Raw genomic sequence first — 18,490 nt, 5'->3', positions numbered from 1 at the left:
CTTATAACTAAACAACCATAATAACTTAGACTAAATATAAATAGATACACAAAAGAGACAATAATCGTCATCGTAATATTCTAAAAACAAAACATAATAACCTTTAATATTTTACTAAAATTTACATATTATTAACTAATAACTTTTATAAATAAAAAAAGTCAGAATTACCCATAATTCTGACTTTATGCACAAAATGCACTATTTAATCTTATTAATTCTAAATAAAAGAGCTTTAGAGATTAGTACAAACAAAAAAAGAGAACTAAACTAGTTCTCTCTTCTTCTATTTCTTAATCTTTCGTTCTTCACCTCTTTTGGTTTGTTCACGCTATTATTGCGTTCTCTATCGAAGTTTCTTCTCGGTCTTCTATCCTCACGATTTCCGTCTCCTCTTCTTCCCTCTCTTCCAGAATCTCTTCCTGTAGTCATTCTACGACGAACACTCTGTTGACTCTCTTGATTTTTATTTAGACTAGCTTCCTCTGTCATTACAGAAGGCTCTATTAAGCGGTTAAGCTCATCTAATTCTGCTTTTGTCAAGTCTCTATAAGTTCCCACAGGTACATCTAGAGAAATATTGATAATACGTATCCTTTTTAATGCTACTACATCATAGTCAAAATACTCACACATACGTCTAATCTGTCTGTTTAAACCTTGAGTAAGGAATATTCTAAACACAGTCTTGCTGATCTGTTCTACTCTACACTTCTTAGTCACTGTGTCTAATATAGGTACTCCAGCTCCCATACGTTGAATAAAACGATCTGTAATAGGCTTGTTTACAGTAACAATATACTCTTTCTCATGATCGTTCTTTTGACGCAATATCTTATTCACGATATCTCCATCATTCGTCATCAGAATAAGCCCTTCACTGTCCTTATCTAATCGTCCTACTGGAAAGATGCGTTTTGGATAATTAATATAATCCACGATATTATCGCGTACACTCGTATTAGTAGTACACTCAATACCGATAGGTTTATAAAAAGCTAAATAAACATTCTCTTCATTTTTATTAACGATTAATTGTCCATTTACGCGTATCTCATCATCTTCAGACACTTTTGTCCCCATCTCTGGCACTACACCATTGACAGTGATTCTCCCCTCATCTATAAGTCTATCTGCTTCTCTTCTAGAACAAAAACCTACTTCAGACAAATATTTATTTAAACGTGTTTGCATTTTTTCCATATCACAAAATTAGCTATTTTATTTGCTATTAAACAATGCTATAGCGAAGCTAATTCATAAAATAATTCTTAATTTTTTCGAAGACAATTCTATCTTGAACAGAATGTCCTAATCCTTCTGTATAATAAACCTCTATTCCCTTTTGGTTGGCGAAATCATGAAAAACTGTACACTCAGCCAATTCTACTACTACATCCTCTTTATCGTGAATAATCAATGTCTGATTAGACAGTGATTTTATAAAGTTACGACTAGCATACTCTCCCATATCCATATCGATTAACCCTTCTAAGAATCGTAACAAATCGCTAGATACTTTCTTCCAGTATCCTAACATGCCAATATAATTATCAATTACATGCTGAAAACGATCTAGACAAGCCATTAAAACAACCTTCTCTACAAAGTCATATTTCACTACACTCATCTGGTGTAATAGAGCAAACGCTCCTAGTGAATGGGCTACAACATACTGTGGTCTAAACACTCGTAAACAATGATCCATCAAGTGAGAATAATCGATAACACTCAGATTACTTCCATCACTAAGACCTAGTCCCATCGCATCTATACTGACATACTGGTACTGATCATCTAAATAAGTCACTAGTTCCTCCCAACGACCAGCATTACTCTCCCAGCCGTGAAACAGCATAACTAATGGCAACTCTGATCGCTCTTGATTCCAGCGATAGCATTGAATACTCAGTCCATCGTAGACAAATCTATCTTGATGAGCTTGAGCTAAAAAGTTTGGAATATCTCTTCGCTTAAGTTGCCCTTTACGAGGTGTAGAGAATAACTTATAAGCAATAGCACATGCTCTCTTAGGAGCAAATAACGACAATAAATTAATCAATAAACCTAGACACTTAACCATATATAACTTCTGAAAATAAAAAAAGCCTCTTTCACAAGAGGCTTTCTGATATTATAATTTAGCTATAATAGCTTCAATTTTTTCTCTTTCTTCTTCAGCTAAAGCACTATCAACTAAAATACGTCCACTGTGCTCATCTGTAATAATCTTCTTACGTGCCGCAATCTCTACTTGAGTTTGTGGTGGAATAGTAAAGTAAGATCCTCCTGATGCACCACGCTCGATAGATACAACAGCTAAACCGTTACGAACACCATTTCTGATTCTGTTATAAGCTACTAATAAACGTTCTTCGATATCTTGTTTGAACTCTTCTGATTTCTCTAATAAGATTTTCTCTTCACGCTCAGTCTCAGACATAATGCTGTTTAATTCAGCTTCTTTATGTCCTAAGTGCTCTTTTCTAGCAGCTAACTTAGTTTCTGTCTCTGCAATTGTGTTTTTCTTGTGCTCGATGCTAACTTTCATCTCTTTGATGTGTTTTTCAGCAAGCTCAATCTCTAACTTCTGGAACTCAATCTCTTTTTCTAATGAGTTAAACTCTCTATTGTTTTTAACCTCATTTTGTTGCTCAGTATATCTTACGATAGCAGCTTTGAATTCCTCAATAGCAGCTTTTTTATCCTTAATACTCGCTTCGATATTACTTAAGTCTATATTTGATTTCTCTAAGCGTTTGTTCAGTCCAGCAACCTCATCTTGTAGATCTTCAACTTCAAGAGGCAATTCTCCTCTCATATTTCTGATTTCGTCAATTCTTGAGTCAATCAATTGCAAGTCATAAAGTGCTCTTAACTTCTCTTCAACGGTTAATTCTTTTTTCTTTGTCATCATTATAAGTAGTTAACTGGATTCGTATTTACTGTTGATAAAATAACTGCAAAAGTAGTTATTTTTTTTGAAAGAAAGTCAGTTATATAATTTTTTGTATACCTTTCACTTTCAAAATGCCCTATATCGGCTAAAACCAACTGACTTTCAGCTTGGTAATAATCGTGATATTTCAAATCTGAGGTGATATAAGCATCTACTTTCTGTGATAATGCAGCCCCTATCGCAAAACTTCCAGAGCCTCCTAACACAGCTACTCTCTTTATCGGCTTCCCTAATAGCGCACTATGTCTAATACCTCCAGTTCCTGTTTTTGCTTTGACCATCTGTAAGAATGCTACCTCGTCCATCTCTTCCTCTAGTTCACCTATCATCCCCATTCCTACATTTTGTAGTTTATTCTCTAGAGTATATATTTCATAAGCTTTCTCCTCATAGAAGTCTAAATCAAACAAGGCTTTTAATACCTTCCCTTGTAAATGCTTTTCAAATATTACTTCTACTTTGACTTCCTCTACTTCTTCATATTTTAGTGGTTCTCCTATAGCAGGACTACTCTTCTCATTACCTCTAAAACTTCCCTTGCCCTCCGTCGTAAAACTGCACAAATCATAATTACCTATAGCACCAGCTCCTGCATTAAACAGAGCCTGTCTCACTTCATCTGCATTCACTCGAGGAGCATAAGTCACTAGTTTTTGAATATAGTTCTCTTTCGGTATTAATATACTTGTGTTTTTTAATCCTAGCGTATCACAGAAGATCTTATTCACCCCTTCTTGATGATTGTCTAGTGCAGTATGTATAGCATAGATAGCGATATCGTGTTTGATCGCTTTAATTACAGCTCTCTCTACATAGCTCTTTCCTGTTATCTTCTTTAATCCAGAAAACAAGATTGGGTGAAAGCATACTACCATATTACACTTCTTCTCTATCGCCTCGTCTATCACGGTCTCTAAAGCGTCATGACAGACTAGGATCCCACTTACTTCTAAGTTATAGTCCCCTACTAATAACCCGACATTATCAAATCCCTCTGCATACGATAACGGTGTCATCTCTTCTAACACAGTGATTACTTCTCTTAACTTCATTTCTCAAATAATTTTGAACTGTAATTTATATATTTTCTCAAAGATAAAAAAATTGGTAATTTCGTATTATGGAATTACTGCGAAAATTACTCTTCCCTTTTGCCATCTTATATGGCGGGATCACTTCCCTGCGCAATTACCTTTATTCAATAAATATATTGAAGAGAACCTCTTTTAGTACACCTACTATAGTAGTAGGTAACTTAAGTGTAGGTGGTACTGGTAAAACGCCTATGGTGGAATACATAATACGACTTTTAAAAGACAAATACAAAATAGCGACTCTTAGTAGAGGGTATAAACGCAAAAGTGAGGGCTTCTTCCTCGCAGATGAACATACGACTATGGAGCAAATCGGTGATGAACCTTTCCAATATCATCACAAGTTTGACAATATCGCTGTAGCAGTAGATGCAAAAAGAGTAAACGGAATAGAGAATATCCTAAAACGAAGAACAGATACTCAAGCCATCGTTCTAGATGATGCTTTTCAGCACCTAGCTGTAAAAGGTGGTTTTAATATTCTACTGACTACTTATGATGAACCGTACTATAGCGATTATATGTTGCCGACAGGTAACCTTAGAGAAAGTCGTAGAGGAGCGAAACGAGCAGATATCATCATCGTCACCAAATGCCCTCCTACGTTATCCTCAACAGAACAAAACTCGATTGTTAAAAAATTAAATCTCAAACTGGGACAATTGTCTTTTTTTACGTATATTGAATTCAGTAAACTTGCATATTCAAAGGCTGATTCTATCTCAGTAGAAGACTTAAAAAAAGAAGAGTTTTTAATGGTAGCTGGTATTGCTAAACCACAAAGTTTTTTTGACCATCTAAAGGGCGATAAAACAATTTGTTTAACATTTCCTGACCATCATCATTTTTCATCTACTGACATTGAGTTAATTTTGAACAAAGCAAAAGAGAGTAAGATTATTACAACAGAGAAAGATTATGTCCGCTTAAATGGACTAATCCCCTCGAATAAATTATATTATTTACCAATTCAGACTTCCTTTTTAAACAATCAAGAGGAGTTTGATAAAACAATTTTAAACTATGTGGGAGCAAGTACAAGAAACGGTTAAGTATTTAATTGAAAAGACACAATTCAAACCTGAGATAGGTATTGTATTGGGGTCAGGATTAGGAAACCTTACTGCTGATATTAAAATAGAGCATGAAATTCCTTACTCAGAAATTCCTAATTTTCCAGTATCTACTGTACAAGGACACAAAGGTGCTTTAATCTTTGGTACGATTGGTAATAAAAAAGTAATGGCTATGCAAGGTCGTTTCCATTACTACGAAGGATACGAAATGGTAAAAACAGTATTCCCTATCAGAGTAATGAAGTATATGGGAGTAGAAACATTGATCGTATCTAATGCTTCAGGAGGTGTTAACCCTACATTTAAAGTAGGAGATATTATGATCATCACAGATCATATCAATGCATTCCCTGATCATCCTCTAAGAGGACATAATGATGAGCGCTTCGGACCTCGTTTCGTAAACATGAATGATGCGTATACAGGAACTTTAGTTAAGAAAGCACAAGAAATAGCTAAAGCGAAAAACTTCGATATTAAACAAGGAGTATACTACGGATTACAAGGACCAACTTTTGAAACATTAGCGGAGTATAAAATGGTACGCGTTGTAGGAGCAGACTGTGTAGGTATGTCTACAGTACCAGAAGTAATCGTAGCTCGTCACATGGATATGAAAGTATTCGGTATCTCTGTTATCTCAGATATGGGGAATGAAGAAGGTATCGTAGAAGCACATCACGAAGATGTACTTAGAGCTGTAGAAGCTGCTGAGCCTATCGCTCGTGAGCTTATTAATGAGTTAATTAAGACTATGTAATTAGTTTTTCTTATAATGTAATTTTTAGAGATACTTCTTCTGCAGAAGTATCTCTTTTTTTTGAGACCTGTTTAGATTCTCTTCGTGGTTTTCTTTAAGAATACTACAGAGAACCTAAACAGGTTCTTTTTTTCACCTTCTGTCTTCTGCTAGTATCATAATGGCAGTTTTATCGCATAGTGATCGCATTAAAAACAGCCAAAACTATGCGAGCAGTATGCCACCACTATGCGATAACTATGCGACCACTCCAATAAATGGCACAAAAAAAAGCCACCGAAGTGACTTTTTTGAATTCTCTATTGCTATAAATTAATCTATAATTTCCATTTTTTTCATAATGAATGTCGCATTCTTATTCTGACATACACCATCTCTTATCTTGTAGTCAAAGTGTAAATCATCTTCTTTTATCTCCACCTCAAAACATTTATTGATTAGAATATCAGGGAATTTATTCGTTGTCTCACATACCTCTAAATCATGAGTAGCGATCACACCATAGGTCTTCTCCCTAATCAACTTATGGATCACTCCTATCGTCCCGCTCTGCTTATCATCAGAGTTCGTTCCTCTAAGTATCTCATCTAGTAGTACGAAGCATGGTTCTTCTCTCACCTGTTCGATAATCATCTTTAGCCTTTTCACCTCTGCATAGAAGTAAGACTCACTATCTTCTAATGAATCTGTCAGTCTCATCGATACAAATAACGGCAGTGGGAAGAAAGTAGCTTTCGTAGCACAGATAGGCGCTCCTACACTAGCTAGTACAAGATTAACCCCTATGGTACGCAAGAAAGTACTCTTACCAGACATATTAGATCCTGTCAGAATCACAAAGCGTTGGTTGCTAAAGTTGATATCATTACAGACTCTCTTCTTCTCATTTAGCAGTGGATGCCCTAGATCTTTAAACTTCATCTCTCCCTCTTCACTGATAATAGGGAAGGTATAATGTCTATTGTTATAAGAGAAGTTCGCTAGCGAATTAAGCGCTTCTACCTCTCCTATAATCTCTATTGCTTTAGGCACAAGATGTCCTTTACTCTTTTTCCAATCTAAAAAGCGGTGTAATACGTGTACATGATACTGCACAAAACCGTTAAACACAACCATCACAAAGATATTAGCCACAGTCTCTAACTGTTCGAATAATTTTGATAGTTCTTTTAACTCTTTACTCGCTTGAAAAGAATCTTTATTTAATTCACTGATATAGGATTTCATTTTATCTGTAGTGAAAGTCTCTCTTTCTATACGCTTAATGATAGAACTACAGCTCTCTATAGTCTCATGTACCTTATCTGCTCCTCCTAGTTCTGCCTGAATATTCTTTATCTGTGATAAAGTCAGTATTAAGTTAAAGGAGAATAAGGTAGAGATCACATATCCCATAAAATCAAGGTCTAACAGAAAGTATAAAACAATCGAAATCCCTAATAACACAGGTAACACATAACTTAATGCACGGCCTAGTTTACTAATAGGTACTACGGCTGTGTCACTCCATTTCTTTAATCTTGTATACGCTTTCTCATCTAGATTAGACAGCTTGCTATAAGCATTAATCTCATGTCTCCATTCTACCTTCTGAGAAAGTTCTTTAATCGCTTCTTGATTATCTAAAATAGCTTCTGATGTCAATTTGCCTTTTAATAAATCTGCAAGCTTTTGTTTTCCTATAAACGTTGCTGTCCTATTTAGGTATTGATACAAAGATTTATGCCCAAAAATATCTAAGTCAAAAGCATAAGGGTGTTCTGTAGTCTTAAACTCTTCTCCTGCATCAAAAGGTCTTTTATCCTCTTCTAAGAAGGCAAGCTCATCTGTATTAATCTCTTTAAGAGCCTGTACATAGCGCATTTTCCAAGAGTACTCTACGTGTACACGCAGCAATACTAAGAAAGCAACAATAAGCCCTCCTGTAAAATATAAGTAAAAGGTATCCGCGTTAGCCAAAGCTAGATAGAAGAAATAAATAATAGCGAAGAATACGATCAAGCGTATTGCTCCTACTATTTTATATTTACTTCTTATAGCATTGTATTTAGTATTAAATAATAACTGTCTTTTGTTATAAATTTCCATTGATAATTTATTTTTTTTGCCATACCGCCTCTAATGAGACATCAACAAATATACACCAATAAAAATATCTTGTTCATTAATTCTAGTTATAATATTGAGAATCTATTGTGAAAATAGGGGAATAAATAGGACAATTTAAATTAGCATTACACTATTTCACTTCAGTAGTTTATCTTCGTATTATAAAATCTCTAATAGCTGTGTTATGCCTCTAGACTTTGAACAAAATAGTTATCTATACCTACCTAGTTTCTTTATGGAAGAAGAATTAACATCTATAGAATTGATACTTAACAACTTTCACAAGCAATGGTTAATAGAAAATGAACAAGAGTATAAGAACGGCTTAATCAACAGTCATAGCCTTACGAGTAGTCCTTTTATTACTAAACAAGAAAGGCTAGCATTATTCCAATTCATTGCTCAGGCTAAACTTATAGATATTGTCGAATCTATCTTTCCTGATAAAGCTAAATTCTTAAATACTCAATTATTCTTTGATCCTTATCACAAGGAACAAAAGAACTATTGGCATAGGGATATTCAGTATACAGGGCTTTCGATAGAAGAACAACAAGAAAAGATTAAGACAGAAAATGTAGTTCACTTTAGAATCCCACTGAAGAAAGAAAATGGAATAGAAATCATCCCTGCTACTCATCGGTTATGGGATATGCCTATAGAAGAAGACACTCGACTATCTCAGCATGGTCGTCATCCAAGTGATGCTCTGGAACGAGGGCAAGTGTTTAATCTAAATAGAGATGATCTATTTATCTTCTCTGCGAATAGTATACACAGAGGGCTGTATGGTGATGAGAGATTCTCTTTTGACATTATCTACTGTGATGACACACCTGCTTTTAATGCATTTATAGATCCTAAAAATCAACCTACAGAAGAAGAGTTAGCTCTTCTAAACAACAGTGTGTTCTAAGAGTATACCCTTTATACGAAGGAACTAAAAAGGATGTAATGGTATAATACCCACTACATCCTTTTTAACCTTCTATTGACTCTGATACAGGTTTACTCACTTTTATCTCTCTAGATAACATACCTAACCAAGTTCTGAAACTAAACTGTTCCCACCCTTTCTTACCTAAATCGTGACAGCGTCTAGTCCCTTTACCAAAAAGATAGATATGTAACCCTATAAAGACTATTAGAAATAGTATTCCGAAAAAAGCGCCACTTAATCTCGCAAATACTGAGAAGCTTAAAAACAACAACACAAAGTAAGTTACTAGACTTACGATATATGCCTTTCTGTTGATAGTCCCTTTATAAGAAAATGCCTCTTTTATCACAATTATTCAATTTATCTTGAAGCGTCAAATTTAAACAAAAACTAGTAAAAAAATTACTCTGATTATATAAGTAATAGGTAGACTTATTGGTGATAAAATAAAGTTTTATTTAGATATACTAACTGTAGTTATTTTAATTTCAAAATACATGACACCTTATGACAAATATGTTAAACAATCAAATAACACCTTCTGATTAAACAATATGAACCTTATATTTAAGGTTATATCTATAACCAACTAGAAATAATCACTATAATATGAGATTTTTATTCACCTTACTAATGGCTTTAGTAATCACCATGACTAAAGCACAAGAGTTAATAATACAGCCACTACTTCCACCAGACACTAAGGAACTAACAGACCTGTCTTTCCTTAAAGAAGAGCTCAAAGACAAGCAAATCGTCATGTTAGGAGAACAAACACATATGTATGATAATATCTTTGAGATGAAGGCAAGAGTAGTTGAATACCTACACCAAGAAATGGGCTTTACTACTTTCGCTATGGAGTCTCCTGTATATGATATATAGAAGATGAATCAACAGGGGTTTAATCCTGATGCGTTTAATCAAGCTATTTTTAGTACATGGAGTAATAGTCAAGAGTTTCAAAGATTAGTTAAGTATATAGAAGATAACAACCTTAAAGTGATAGGATATGACTCGCAAATCCTAAATGAGGATATCTTCATAGAAGACTTCTTTACTTACCTAGAGCAACAAAAAATAAGTTTAAAGCTTGACTCGGATGACTTCGGTATCGCATTAGAGGCATTGCTAGTTACTTATAAATACGATAATCAAGATATCAAGTTTACTGCTTTTGAAAAAGAGCTTAAAAGAATAATTACTGCTATAGAGAAGTTACCTCAAACAGACACTAATCTTACTTGGGTACAAATCACTAAAGGTCTTCTAAGCACTGCACAATCAGTCAATGATACGAAAGAACCAATTATGACAAGTGACCTTGCCTCTAAAGATGACAACTATCGCGATAAACAGATGGCGGATAACTTAATACAGTATATTAAAAGGCATCCTCAAGAAAAAATCATGGTATGGGCTGATAATATCCATGTTATGTACAGCAACCCGAATAGTGGAAATGTACAGGCAAGAGCCTTCATCTCTATGGGACGACAAATAAAAGATTATTATAAAGAGAAAGTATTTAGTCTAGGTACATTACATGCCAATGATTCCCTGTTCGATACAGGGACACGTACCTTACATGCTACTCCTATTCAAGAAGGTTCTTTTGAAGATCAGTTACAAAAGTTAAACACTCCTTATCTGTATATTTCTTCTAATCAGGAAGCAATGCATCTACCTATGGATACAAGGCTACTTCACTTCGTAGAGTATACTAAGGAGAGATTAGACTTATTTCACGATGGTTATATATTTCTAAATACTGCTTCACAAGCAGAACGAAAAAAGATAAAGAAACAAGATACCCAAAACAAGGTAACTGTACCTTCTAAAGAAATCAAACAAGAACAAGGTTCTTTTAAAGGGCAACTATTAGATAAAGATACTCAACAGCCTATCGCCTTTGCAACTATTATCTTAGTAGAACAAGATATCTATAGAGTAACGGATGACAATGGGTATTATGAACTTCCTTTTGACCCTAAGACAAAAGGTAACTCTACACTAGAGATACAAGCTCTAGGATATGATAACTATACTGTATCCTTAAATGAATTAGCTTCTGTTATCTCATTAGAAGCCAACTTTGACTTACTAGATGAATTAGTTATCACCAAACAACTTACTCCAAAAGAAGTACTCCGCCTTGCTATCAAAAAGAAAGCTGAGAACCACCCTACTGAACCATTTAACTTCACTAGATTTAGTCATGAATTAATCTATAAGAACGATACTAAAATATTTGACCTTGAAATAATAACTAAAGATTACCAGGAAACCTATTTAGGCTTGAACAGAACAACTTTTGAGGTACAACAAGTAAAATGGAACAATAGAGGTATTAAGAACATAAAAAATACAGACCATATTTTTAGAGGCAGAGAGAATCCAATTCAATACTCTAATATATTACACAAAAGAAAATACAAGAAGTTTAAACTCTCGTTTATAGAATCAAAAGATCCTAATGATAGTAACTTATATGTTATCGCATTCGAAACAGAGAGAGAGGGTTGGAATTACACTAATAAAGCTGATCCCTCTAAATACTCAGGTAGAATTTATATTAATCAAGATAACTATGCCATAGTAAAAGTGGTTGAAACATGGGAATCATCATTAGATGCTGACTATTTAAAAAGTAAGTATAAACACAATTCTAATATAGAGCGTATTGCATTAAGGACTGCTAAGGAAGAAAATATCAGCGTATTCAAAGATCTCCTCAATAATGGTAAATACTATGCTACTAACTTCTTCTATAGATCCTTTAGTGATGAAACTTATCATAATGGAGAAAAACATAATTTCACCAACTCTACTGACTCACATTTATTTGATTTAAAAACAAATGACGTCGAATTCATAGAGTATGAATTTAAAAACAAAAGCAAAACTTTACTAGATAGGGTATCTTACAATGATGGCTTTTGGAACAACTTCTACAAAGAAAACCCTCAGTATAAACCATAATTAAGTTAATCAAAAAGAGGCTGTAATGGGATTACAGCCTCTTTTTATATCTATTTCGTAATGACAATCATCCCAAAATCACCTTTTTTATAGCCATACATGACATCTGTCTGTTTTGACTTTTCGAAGCGTATTTCTTTTACATCTTCTACTTTTAACAAGGCTAAGTCTTTTGACTTCATCATCGTATTTCCATCTCCTTTTTTATCTATTACCATCACACTAAAGTTCCCAGGTTCTATAGTAGGAATAGCTCCCTTGTGATACAACTTACAGGTATTAATATAAAGATCTTCTACATACTGCTGTAGAGTAAGTTTATTACCTGGGTTTACTTCTTCTTTAGATTGATATAAAGAAGCTAAACTGTCATTTATACTTGTGTTTTTGTCTTGTGGATTTTGTCCAATACAGAATGTAGTAACACATAGTGCCACTACTATATATCTTAAATGTCGCATGAGGTATAGAGTGAAATTATAAAGCTCTAATTTACTCTATCAATTCTTAATATAATGATAAAGATAAGGTATTGAAATGCTAATTAACTCAACTATTGCTTTAACACCCAGTCCACTATTTTTTGTTTAGGTACTTGATGGATTTCATAACTTTCTCCATCAGCAAAGAAATGATTCTCCCCTTCTAATACTTCTATTGCTATATTCTTATTATGAAAACTCTGAAGCAATTCAACATTGCTAATAGGATCTACTAATACATCTTGATCTCCTATCATATAAAACATCGGTATAGCTATCGCTCTATACTTATCCTGATTGTCTTTTGCCACTATATCTCTTTCTGCATGTCCTATTAGAAATCGAAACCTCGTTTTAGTTTTCTTATCTGTATATCCTATCTCCTTCATCTTTTTCTTATACATCTTCCAATAGTTCTTATCATCCTTAATTGAAATATAATAATCAGCTAGTTCATTATACACCTTTTCTTTTTCTTCTTGAGTATCATAGGCAAAATAATCTTGAAAACCATTCTCCTCTTGTTTTAGTTGGTATAAAAACATCTCTTTACCAGACACAACAGGTGATGATAACATCACTAAAAAATCAGGATCAAAAGAATGAGCATAAGCATCCATAATAGCAATCCCTCCCATGCTATGTCCTATTACACCGATCTTTTTATCCTTTAACTCTTCTCTCTTCTTTAACATCTGAAAGGCCGAAGCTAATTCTGCACCCATCATAGAAGGGCTATATGACATATTTCCACCTCCTGTTCCTCCTGAATTTCCCATCTCTCTTTCATCATATCTAAATACAGCTACATTGTGACCTAATAAGGCTTCTGCTAAATAGCTATGTGTATTACGTGTATTATATCCTGTACCTGGTTTAATAATCACTACTTTATCGAAGCCTGTCTTAGGTATGATCAAACTTCCTTCAAAAGAAACACTATCTATCTTTTCTTTCCAATGAAAGGCAGGTACATTAAATTTAATCGTAGTAAAAGAGTAATTGTCTTTTTTAGGAACATAGGTTTCTAAATCAGTCTTAGCATTCTGTCCTATACACATAGAAGTAATCAGTAGAAAGCTGTATAAAATTAAGTGTTTCATAATTATAAGTTTTAGTTAAGTGTTCTATAGATAACTACTTAACTAAAACCTTTAGTATATAAAAAAGCTACTTTAACATATAGTAAAGTAGCTTTATTCACTTTTATATCAATTGATTACCAAACTAATACGTTATTCTCATTCTTCCAAAGTAACAAACGGAAGTCTTCATAAATATCAGCAGTACCAATAGTATGTGTATCTCTTACAGGCTTATTCAAAGTCAGCTTGTGTAATATACCTGCATATGTACCTACATATAATGTCTTCTCATCTTCTGATAATACCATTCCACTTATGGTAGAACCTAAGAAATGTTGCCACAACTCTCTTCCGTCTTTATGTATTGCTCTGATATATCCATAAGCATCTCCTAAGATATAGTAGTCATTAAAAGCTACACCAGCATACACACGCATTCCTTCATCTAATATCGTAATATCCTCATGATCATCCCATCCTGGTATATCCATTCCATCTAACTTATCTCCATCTACCCCTATCGATATCCCATTGTAAAAATGGCAAGAGTTAGTCAATAGTTGTTTATCATCTTTAGTAAACAAACAATAATGAGGATACTCAGATTGTGGACCTACTGATCCTACTTTATTCCCTTCACTGTCCAAAACGATGTGATCGCTACACTGCTCTCCTACTACAATATACTTATTGTCGTGAGATAAAGTAGCATGATCCATAGATAATCCATTGTTTTCTTCCCCTTCTTCTAGTATTGGAAACAACAGTTTCTCTTCTTTAGTATTTAATAAATAAATTCCCTCTGAAGAGATGAACAATACTTTCAGCCCATCACTAAAAGGAATAAGTCTTGTAATTCCTATATTCGCTAAAGTATCTAATGTAAACTCTGTTATAATTTCTCCTTCCCATCCTTGACGAGTCACTATCTTATCTGCATACGCTATCGCATAAACAAGGTTGCGCATAGACTGTCCAATGCTTTTAATCTCTTTGTCTAATGCAACTACTTCTGTTCCTTTCGCTATATATGCTTGTCGCTCTTCATAAGAAGTCCCTTGCATAAAAGCGACACTATCTTCTGCTATATAACAAATATCTCCTATATAACTCCCTTTGTCATCTAACATTGGTATAATAGGGGCATGTGCAGGAGGAAACTCTTGTCTAAAAGTATCTACTGCACCATTAACATTAGCTTCTCTTAATAACTCAATAACTGCTTCTGCAAGTTTACCTCTTGTGTCCTCTGCTTCTTCACCATCCCATTTATCCCAGCCGTGTTCTGTACCGAAAGCGACCATCTCATTAATCTCCTTAGCATACTTCTCGCCTTTCTTATACCACTTACCCTGTAGCTCTTCTCTTGTTTTCATCTCTTCTATGTTTTATCACAGCACTAAAGTATTGACTTATGTCTTCTAATGCAATCACTTTATTCAGCTAATTTTCGCTCTCCTAAGTTCTCTATTAATCTCAATAAATACCCATCAGGATCTTGTACTAAGAACTGTTTCTGACCGAACTCTACATCGTCTGCTCTATACCAACGCTCTTCTGCATCAATAAACACATTATAATTAGCCTCTTGAAGTCGTTTTAGAATAGGTATTATGGCATTTACTTCTATCTGAAAGTTTATTCCTCTACCATACGGCTTTTCTAATATCCCTGTCTCCCATTCTCTATCAGCAGGATTATATTGTTCTAGCATTACTTGTGCATCTCCCATACCTAAATAGGCAAAGTACTCTTCCTTTCGATCATACATTACTTCAAACCCTATATAATCACACCAAAACTGTAAACTAATAGCTAAGTCAGATACTACAAACTCTGGTACTAAAGCTGCCCACTTTATATTATCACTTCTCATGATGTTCTTTTAAGTAAAAATACTATTTATTAGATACAAAAAAGGCTATCTAAAAGATAGCCTACGATATACCTTATCCAATTCTTAAATAGTTGCTTGACTATCTAACTCAACATTAAAACTCACCTTTAATCCCAACGCCTTAAATACTTTTAATAAAGTAGTCAGACGAGCATCTGTAGTGCTATTCTCTATCTTTGAGATCTGAGCTTTTTTTACTCCTACTAAGAGACCTAATTCCTCTTGTGTTAAATTACGCTTTTGTCTTGCTTGTTTTATTTGTTGTCCTAACAAGTCAAGCCTTAATTCATTCTCAAACTCTTCTCTACTCTCTGTTCCTCTCTCACCAATATATAAATCAGTAATTTCTTCTAAGCTATATGTTTTCATTTTACTTCTCTTTACTATTAAAATAGACATCTCTCAATCGTTCAGCTCTTTCTATTTTTTTTTTAGAAATTTTATCCTCTTTTTTTATAATACCATGTGTTGAAATCACCATTGTATTTTTATTATCTGACTTATCCCAAAAGGCAAATAGCCTATAATAAAAAGAGCTATACATTGTTCTAAACTCCCAAATATCACCTTGTAACTTCTTAAATAATTCAATATCTGAAGTGATGCTTGCTTTATTTATATTATAAATAATCTTTGCTCTAGCTTTAGAATCTAAATGGTCTAAAAACTCTTTAGCTTCTTCTAAAAAAATGACATTAAACTTTAAACCATCTTTCATTATCAATACATTACAAAATTAAATGTTTCCTAATAAAGAAACAACCATTATTATATATTAAAGATAAAATGATTTAAGAACATAAAATTAAACATATCAAACACCTTCTTAACAATACTAAAATAATACACTTAAAAGGCAATAACTCATTACATCATAGTTAACCAACTTCACTATTCTTCGTCAAAAGAAAACTCACTCCACACCAATTCCCAAAAAGGACTATCTAAATCAAAACGCTCATTATACAATCTCTCTATTTCTTCTTTAGACAATTCAGATTCTGTCAAATAAATCATATATTTCACACACTCTTCAAACTCACCTAAAGAATCTGCTACTAATAATGGTTCCCATTTACCTGCTCCATGCTCTGCAAAATAAACAGGAAAGCCTTTCTCCTCTTCTGTGATATCTATCCAATATGGATCTTGTGCATAACCTCCACATATTACATACCAATTAGGATGAAAATCACCTTCCTTAGTTCCTGTGATATCCTTTCCTTCAACGCTATTATACTTATACCCATCTTGAAAACCTTCAATATCGCCCTGTTGAGGATAAAACTGAGGCATAAAATAATGAGTACATTCTATCTCTTTTGCTATAAAATCTGTTATTGCTTTTGGAAATTTCATATTCTTCTTTTTAAGAGGATAAAGATAAACCATTCTACACTTGCTTCCCCTTCATCATTTTATTCCAATATAAATAGGGCAACATATATTTCTTCAACATCCATAAACGCCAATGCTCCTGATCACTTGTATTAATCAACAACTGTTTTAACTTAGGATCAGGTGTAAACTCATTCTTATAATTAAACTCTGCTAAAACCATCTTACCATACCCAGTTACTAATGGACAAGAAGAATAACCTTTATATTCTTTATTAGATACTTCTTTATTATCTAATAACTTACACAAATTATCTACTACTACTGGAACTTGTTTACGTATTGCAGCACCTGTCTTAGCAGTTGGTAAACCCGCCACATCTCCGAGTCCAAATACATTAGTATACTTATTGTGTTGTAAGCTGTTTAAATCAACATCTAACCAACCAGCAGTATTTACTAAATTAGATTCTCTTACAAACTGTGGTGCCACTTGAGGCGGTGCTAAATGTAAGAAGTCAAAAGACATCTCTACTACACTGCCATCAGCTACAGTAGTACTGCCGTCAGAGATTACCACACATTTATTATCAGGCATATTCGTGCGTTTAAAATAAACCTTTTTATGATCAGCATCTATTTTAATCGGATTGTGGAAAGGTCTAAAGTCGATACCATATCTATCAACTACTTTCATTAAAGTTTCTGCAATAGGTTTAACTCCAAAAATAACACTCCCAGGCATCGGGAAATGAATTTTAGTATTCTTATCTATTCCTTTCTTGCGAAAATAATCACATGCCAAATACATGATCTTCTGAGGGGCTCCACCACATTTAATAGGTGTATTCGGTTGAGTAAAAATAGCAGTTCCTCCTTTAAATTCTTGTAATAGCTTCCAAGTATATTCTGGGTCTATATAATTACTACACACCACACCTTTCTCTACAGCATCAGCTAGTCCTTCTATCAAGGATAAGTCATTCACTAATCCAGGACAGACTACTAAATAATCATACGTATAGGTTATTCCTTCTTTAGTACTTAGGCGATTATTATCAACATCCATAGAAATAACCATATCTTGAATCCAATCTACACCACTAGGTATAAGATCCTTTGTAGGTTTTATAGTTTTCTTCTTATCATAAGCTCCCGCCCCTACTAGTGTAAATGCAGGTTGATAGTAATGTAATTCTGATGCATCTATAATCCCAATATCTATATTGAGATTACGTTTCTTTAATTGAGCTGCTGTCATTATACCAGCAGTTCCTGCTCCTATAATAAGGATTTGATAGTGAGTTTTCATTTTTTACAATATTGTTTCAGTTAATATACTAAAATATTAACCATCTACCGTATGTGTTGTAACAAATGTTACAATACTGTTTATAATTTATTAATAGAAACACATTACATTACGTATCACACAATACATATCCAATATAACACATCAATAGAGATGCGATATTTTGCATGTCACACAATACATCTCCAATATAACACATCAGTAGAGATGCAATATTTTGCATGTCACACAATACTTATCCAATACAACACATCAATAGAGACACAGCACCTTACGTGTCACATAATACATACCCAATACAACACATCAGTAGAGATGCAGTATTTTCATGTCACACAATACATCACCAATATAACACATCAGTAGAGACACAATATTTTGTATTTTCAATAAATACATCTCCAATACAACACATCAGTAGAGATGCAGTATTTTCATGTCACACAATACATCACC

General features: G+C 33.7%; 19 protein-coding genes. 5 read left to right on the top strand and 14 right to left on the bottom strand.

Annotated features, from left to right (window positions below; genetic code table 11):
* Window positions 1-270: 270 nt before the first annotated feature.
* Genes rluF through AABL87_RS01390 form a run of 4 tightly spaced genes read right to left on the bottom strand, consistent with a single transcriptional unit; the run spans window position 271 to window position 4,011 of the window.
* A complete protein-coding gene (rluF, locus tag AABL87_RS01405; protein WP_006256909.1) occupies window positions 271-1,203 on the bottom strand; it encodes a 23S rRNA pseudouridine(2604) synthase RluF in 933 nt (310 codons plus the stop codon).
* A gap of 49 nt (window positions 1,204-1,252) precedes the next feature.
* Window positions 1,253-2,083: an alpha/beta hydrolase gene (locus AABL87_RS01400; RefSeq protein WP_006260752.1), complete on the bottom strand. Its 831-nt coding sequence runs from the start codon at window positions 2,081-2,083 to the stop codon at window positions 1,253-1,255.
* Between the two features lie 51 nt (window positions 2,084-2,134).
* The gene (locus AABL87_RS01395; protein ID WP_006256911.1) at window positions 2,135-2,914 is read right to left on the bottom strand and encodes a zinc ribbon domain-containing protein; all 780 of its coding nucleotides are present in this window, start codon (window positions 2,912-2,914) and stop codon (window positions 2,135-2,137) included.
* Window positions 2,915-2,916: 2 nt separating this feature from the next.
* Complete coding sequence (locus AABL87_RS01390) at window positions 2,917-4,011, bottom strand: Nif3-like dinuclear metal center hexameric protein (protein WP_006260751.1); 1,095 nt, start codon at window positions 4,009-4,011, stop codon at window positions 2,917-2,919.
* A 68-nt stretch (window positions 4,012-4,079) separates the two neighbouring features.
* On the opposite strand from AABL87_RS01390, the gene lpxK reads away from it, so the two are divergent.
* Window positions 4,080-5,105, top strand: a complete 1,026-nt coding sequence (gene lpxK / locus AABL87_RS01385; protein WP_006260750.1) for a tetraacyldisaccharide 4'-kinase — start codon at window positions 4,080-4,082, stop codon at window positions 5,103-5,105.
* A complete protein-coding gene (locus AABL87_RS01380) occupies window positions 5,077-5,889 on the top strand; it encodes a purine-nucleoside phosphorylase (RefSeq protein WP_006260749.1) in 813 nt (270 codons plus the stop codon). The genes lpxK and AABL87_RS01380 overlap by 29 nt, the downstream gene beginning before the upstream one ends.
* A gap of 312 nt (window positions 5,890-6,201) precedes the next feature.
* Here AABL87_RS01380 and AABL87_RS01375 read toward each other — a convergent pair whose 3' ends face one another.
* Window positions 6,202-7,977: a MutS-related protein gene (locus tag AABL87_RS01375; RefSeq protein ID WP_006260748.1), complete on the bottom strand. Its 1,776-nt coding sequence runs from the start codon at window positions 7,975-7,977 to the stop codon at window positions 6,202-6,204.
* Window positions 7,978-8,182: 205 nt separating this feature from the next.
* On the opposite strand from AABL87_RS01375, the gene AABL87_RS01370 reads away from it, so the two are divergent.
* On the top strand, window positions 8,183-8,914 hold the full coding sequence (locus tag AABL87_RS01370) for a phytanoyl-CoA dioxygenase (RefSeq protein ID WP_341276806.1): 732 nt from the start codon (window positions 8,183-8,185) through the stop codon (window positions 8,912-8,914).
* Between the two features lie 64 nt (window positions 8,915-8,978).
* On the opposite strand, the gene AABL87_RS01365 is transcribed toward AABL87_RS01370, so the two are convergent.
* Window positions 8,979-9,287 (bottom strand): DUF805 domain-containing protein, encoded by a 309-nt coding sequence (locus AABL87_RS01365; RefSeq protein ID WP_006260746.1) that lies wholly within the window; start codon window positions 9,285-9,287, stop codon window positions 8,979-8,981.
* Window positions 9,288-9,547: 260 nt separating this feature from the next.
* Between AABL87_RS01365 and AABL87_RS01360 the strand changes: the two genes are divergently transcribed.
* Together AABL87_RS01360 and AABL87_RS01355 are read left to right on the top strand one after the other, a co-directional pair.
* Window positions 9,548-9,823: a hypothetical protein gene (locus tag AABL87_RS01360; RefSeq protein WP_225581527.1), complete on the top strand. Its 276-nt coding sequence runs from the start codon at window positions 9,548-9,550 to the stop codon at window positions 9,821-9,823.
* Window positions 9,824-9,826: 3 nt separating this feature from the next.
* Entirely contained in the window at window positions 9,827-11,920 is a 2,094-nt protein-coding gene (locus AABL87_RS01355; RefSeq protein ID WP_225581526.1) for an erythromycin esterase family protein, read from the top strand.
* 50 nt (window positions 11,921-11,970) lie between these two features.
* Here AABL87_RS01355 and AABL87_RS01350 read toward each other — a convergent pair whose 3' ends face one another.
* From AABL87_RS01350 to AABL87_RS01315, 8 genes are all read right to left on the bottom strand, one after another.
* Window positions 11,971-12,381 (bottom strand): hypothetical protein, encoded by a 411-nt coding sequence (locus AABL87_RS01350; RefSeq protein ID WP_006256919.1) that lies wholly within the window; start codon window positions 12,379-12,381, stop codon window positions 11,971-11,973.
* Window positions 12,382-12,473: 92 nt separating this feature from the next.
* Window positions 12,474-13,505: an alpha/beta fold hydrolase gene (locus AABL87_RS01345; protein WP_006260744.1), complete on the bottom strand. Its 1,032-nt coding sequence runs from the start codon at window positions 13,503-13,505 to the stop codon at window positions 12,474-12,476.
* A gap of 116 nt (window positions 13,506-13,621) precedes the next feature.
* On the bottom strand, window positions 13,622-14,863 hold the full coding sequence (locus AABL87_RS01340; protein WP_006260743.1) for a hypothetical protein: 1,242 nt from the start codon (window positions 14,861-14,863) through the stop codon (window positions 13,622-13,624).
* A 59-nt stretch (window positions 14,864-14,922) separates the two neighbouring features.
* On the bottom strand, window positions 14,923-15,363 hold the full coding sequence (locus tag AABL87_RS01335) for a bleomycin resistance protein (protein ID WP_006260742.1): 441 nt from the start codon (window positions 15,361-15,363) through the stop codon (window positions 14,923-14,925).
* Window positions 15,364-15,447: 84 nt separating this feature from the next.
* Entirely contained in the window at window positions 15,448-15,753 is a 306-nt protein-coding gene (locus AABL87_RS01330) for a helix-turn-helix domain-containing protein (protein WP_006260741.1), read from the bottom strand.
* Window position 15,754: 1 nt separating this feature from the next.
* The gene (locus tag AABL87_RS01325) at window positions 15,755-16,102 is read right to left on the bottom strand and encodes a type II toxin-antitoxin system RelE/ParE family toxin (protein WP_006260740.1); all 348 of its coding nucleotides are present in this window, start codon (window positions 16,100-16,102) and stop codon (window positions 15,755-15,757) included.
* 173 nt (window positions 16,103-16,275) lie between these two features.
* Complete coding sequence (locus AABL87_RS01320; RefSeq protein WP_286420743.1) at window positions 16,276-16,743, bottom strand: SMI1/KNR4 family protein; 468 nt, start codon at window positions 16,741-16,743, stop codon at window positions 16,276-16,278.
* A 34-nt stretch (window positions 16,744-16,777) separates the two neighbouring features.
* Window positions 16,778-18,034 (bottom strand): NAD(P)/FAD-dependent oxidoreductase, encoded by a 1,257-nt coding sequence (locus tag AABL87_RS01315; RefSeq protein WP_006256927.1) that lies wholly within the window; start codon window positions 18,032-18,034, stop codon window positions 16,778-16,780.
* Between the last annotated feature and the right edge of the window lie 456 nt (window positions 18,035-18,490).

It is taken from the genome of Myroides sp. C4067 (assembly GCF_038039665.1).
GTDB lineage: Bacteria > Bacteroidota > Bacteroidia > Flavobacteriales > Flavobacteriaceae > Flavobacterium > Flavobacterium odoratimimum.
The sequence above is the reverse complement of the archived record's forward strand: the minus strand, read 5'-3'. Positions and strand labels throughout refer to the sequence as shown.

Coding starts and splice junctions, on each gene's coding strand:
- AABL87_RS01340 (WP_006260743.1), bottom strand. CDS start 14,863: ATGAAAACAAGAGAAGAGCTACAGGGTAAGTGGTATAAGAAAGGCGAG.
- AABL87_RS01370 (WP_341276806.1), top strand. CDS start 8,183: ATGCCTCTAGACTTTGAACAAAATAGTTATCTATACCTACCTAGTTTC.
- AABL87_RS01380 (WP_006260749.1), top strand. CDS start 5,077: ATGTGGGAGCAAGTACAAGAAACGGTTAAGTATTTAATTGAAAAGACA.
- AABL87_RS01355 (WP_225581526.1), top strand. CDS start 9,827: ATGAATCAACAGGGGTTTAATCCTGATGCGTTTAATCAAGCTATTTTT.
- AABL87_RS01375 (WP_006260748.1), bottom strand. CDS start 7,977: ATGGAAATTTATAACAAAAGACAGTTATTATTTAATACTAAATACAAT.
- AABL87_RS01315 (WP_006256927.1), bottom strand. CDS start 18,034: ATGAAAACTCACTATCAAATCCTTATTATAGGAGCAGGAACTGCTGGT.
- AABL87_RS01350 (WP_006256919.1), bottom strand. CDS start 12,381: ATGCGACATTTAAGATATATAGTAGTGGCACTATGTGTTACTACATTC.
- AABL87_RS01390 (WP_006260751.1), bottom strand. CDS start 4,011: ATGAAGTTAAGAGAAGTAATCACTGTGTTAGAAGAGATGACACCGTTA.
- AABL87_RS01395 (WP_006256911.1), bottom strand. CDS start 2,914: ATGACAAAGAAAAAAGAATTAACCGTTGAAGAGAAGTTAAGAGCACTT.
- AABL87_RS01330 (WP_006260741.1), bottom strand. CDS start 15,753: ATGAAAACATATAGCTTAGAAGAAATTACTGATTTATATATTGGTGAG.
- rluF (WP_006256909.1), bottom strand. CDS start 1,203: ATGGAAAAAATGCAAACACGTTTAAATAAATATTTGTCTGAAGTAGGT.
- AABL87_RS01335 (WP_006260742.1), bottom strand. CDS start 15,363: ATGAGAAGTGATAATATAAAGTGGGCAGCTTTAGTACCAGAGTTTGTA.
- AABL87_RS01360 (WP_225581527.1), top strand. CDS start 9,548: ATGAGATTTTTATTCACCTTACTAATGGCTTTAGTAATCACCATGACT.
- AABL87_RS01400 (WP_006260752.1), bottom strand. CDS start 2,083: ATGGTTAAGTGTCTAGGTTTATTGATTAATTTATTGTCGTTATTTGCT.
- AABL87_RS01325 (WP_006260740.1), bottom strand. CDS start 16,102: ATGAAAGATGGTTTAAAGTTTAATGTCATTTTTTTAGAAGAAGCTAAA.
- lpxK (WP_006260750.1), top strand. CDS start 4,080: ATGGAATTACTGCGAAAATTACTCTTCCCTTTTGCCATCTTATATGGC.
- AABL87_RS01320 (WP_286420743.1), bottom strand. CDS start 16,743: ATGAAATTTCCAAAAGCAATAACAGATTTTATAGCAAAAGAGATAGAA.
- AABL87_RS01345 (WP_006260744.1), bottom strand. CDS start 13,505: ATGAAACACTTAATTTTATACAGCTTTCTACTGATTACTTCTATGTGT.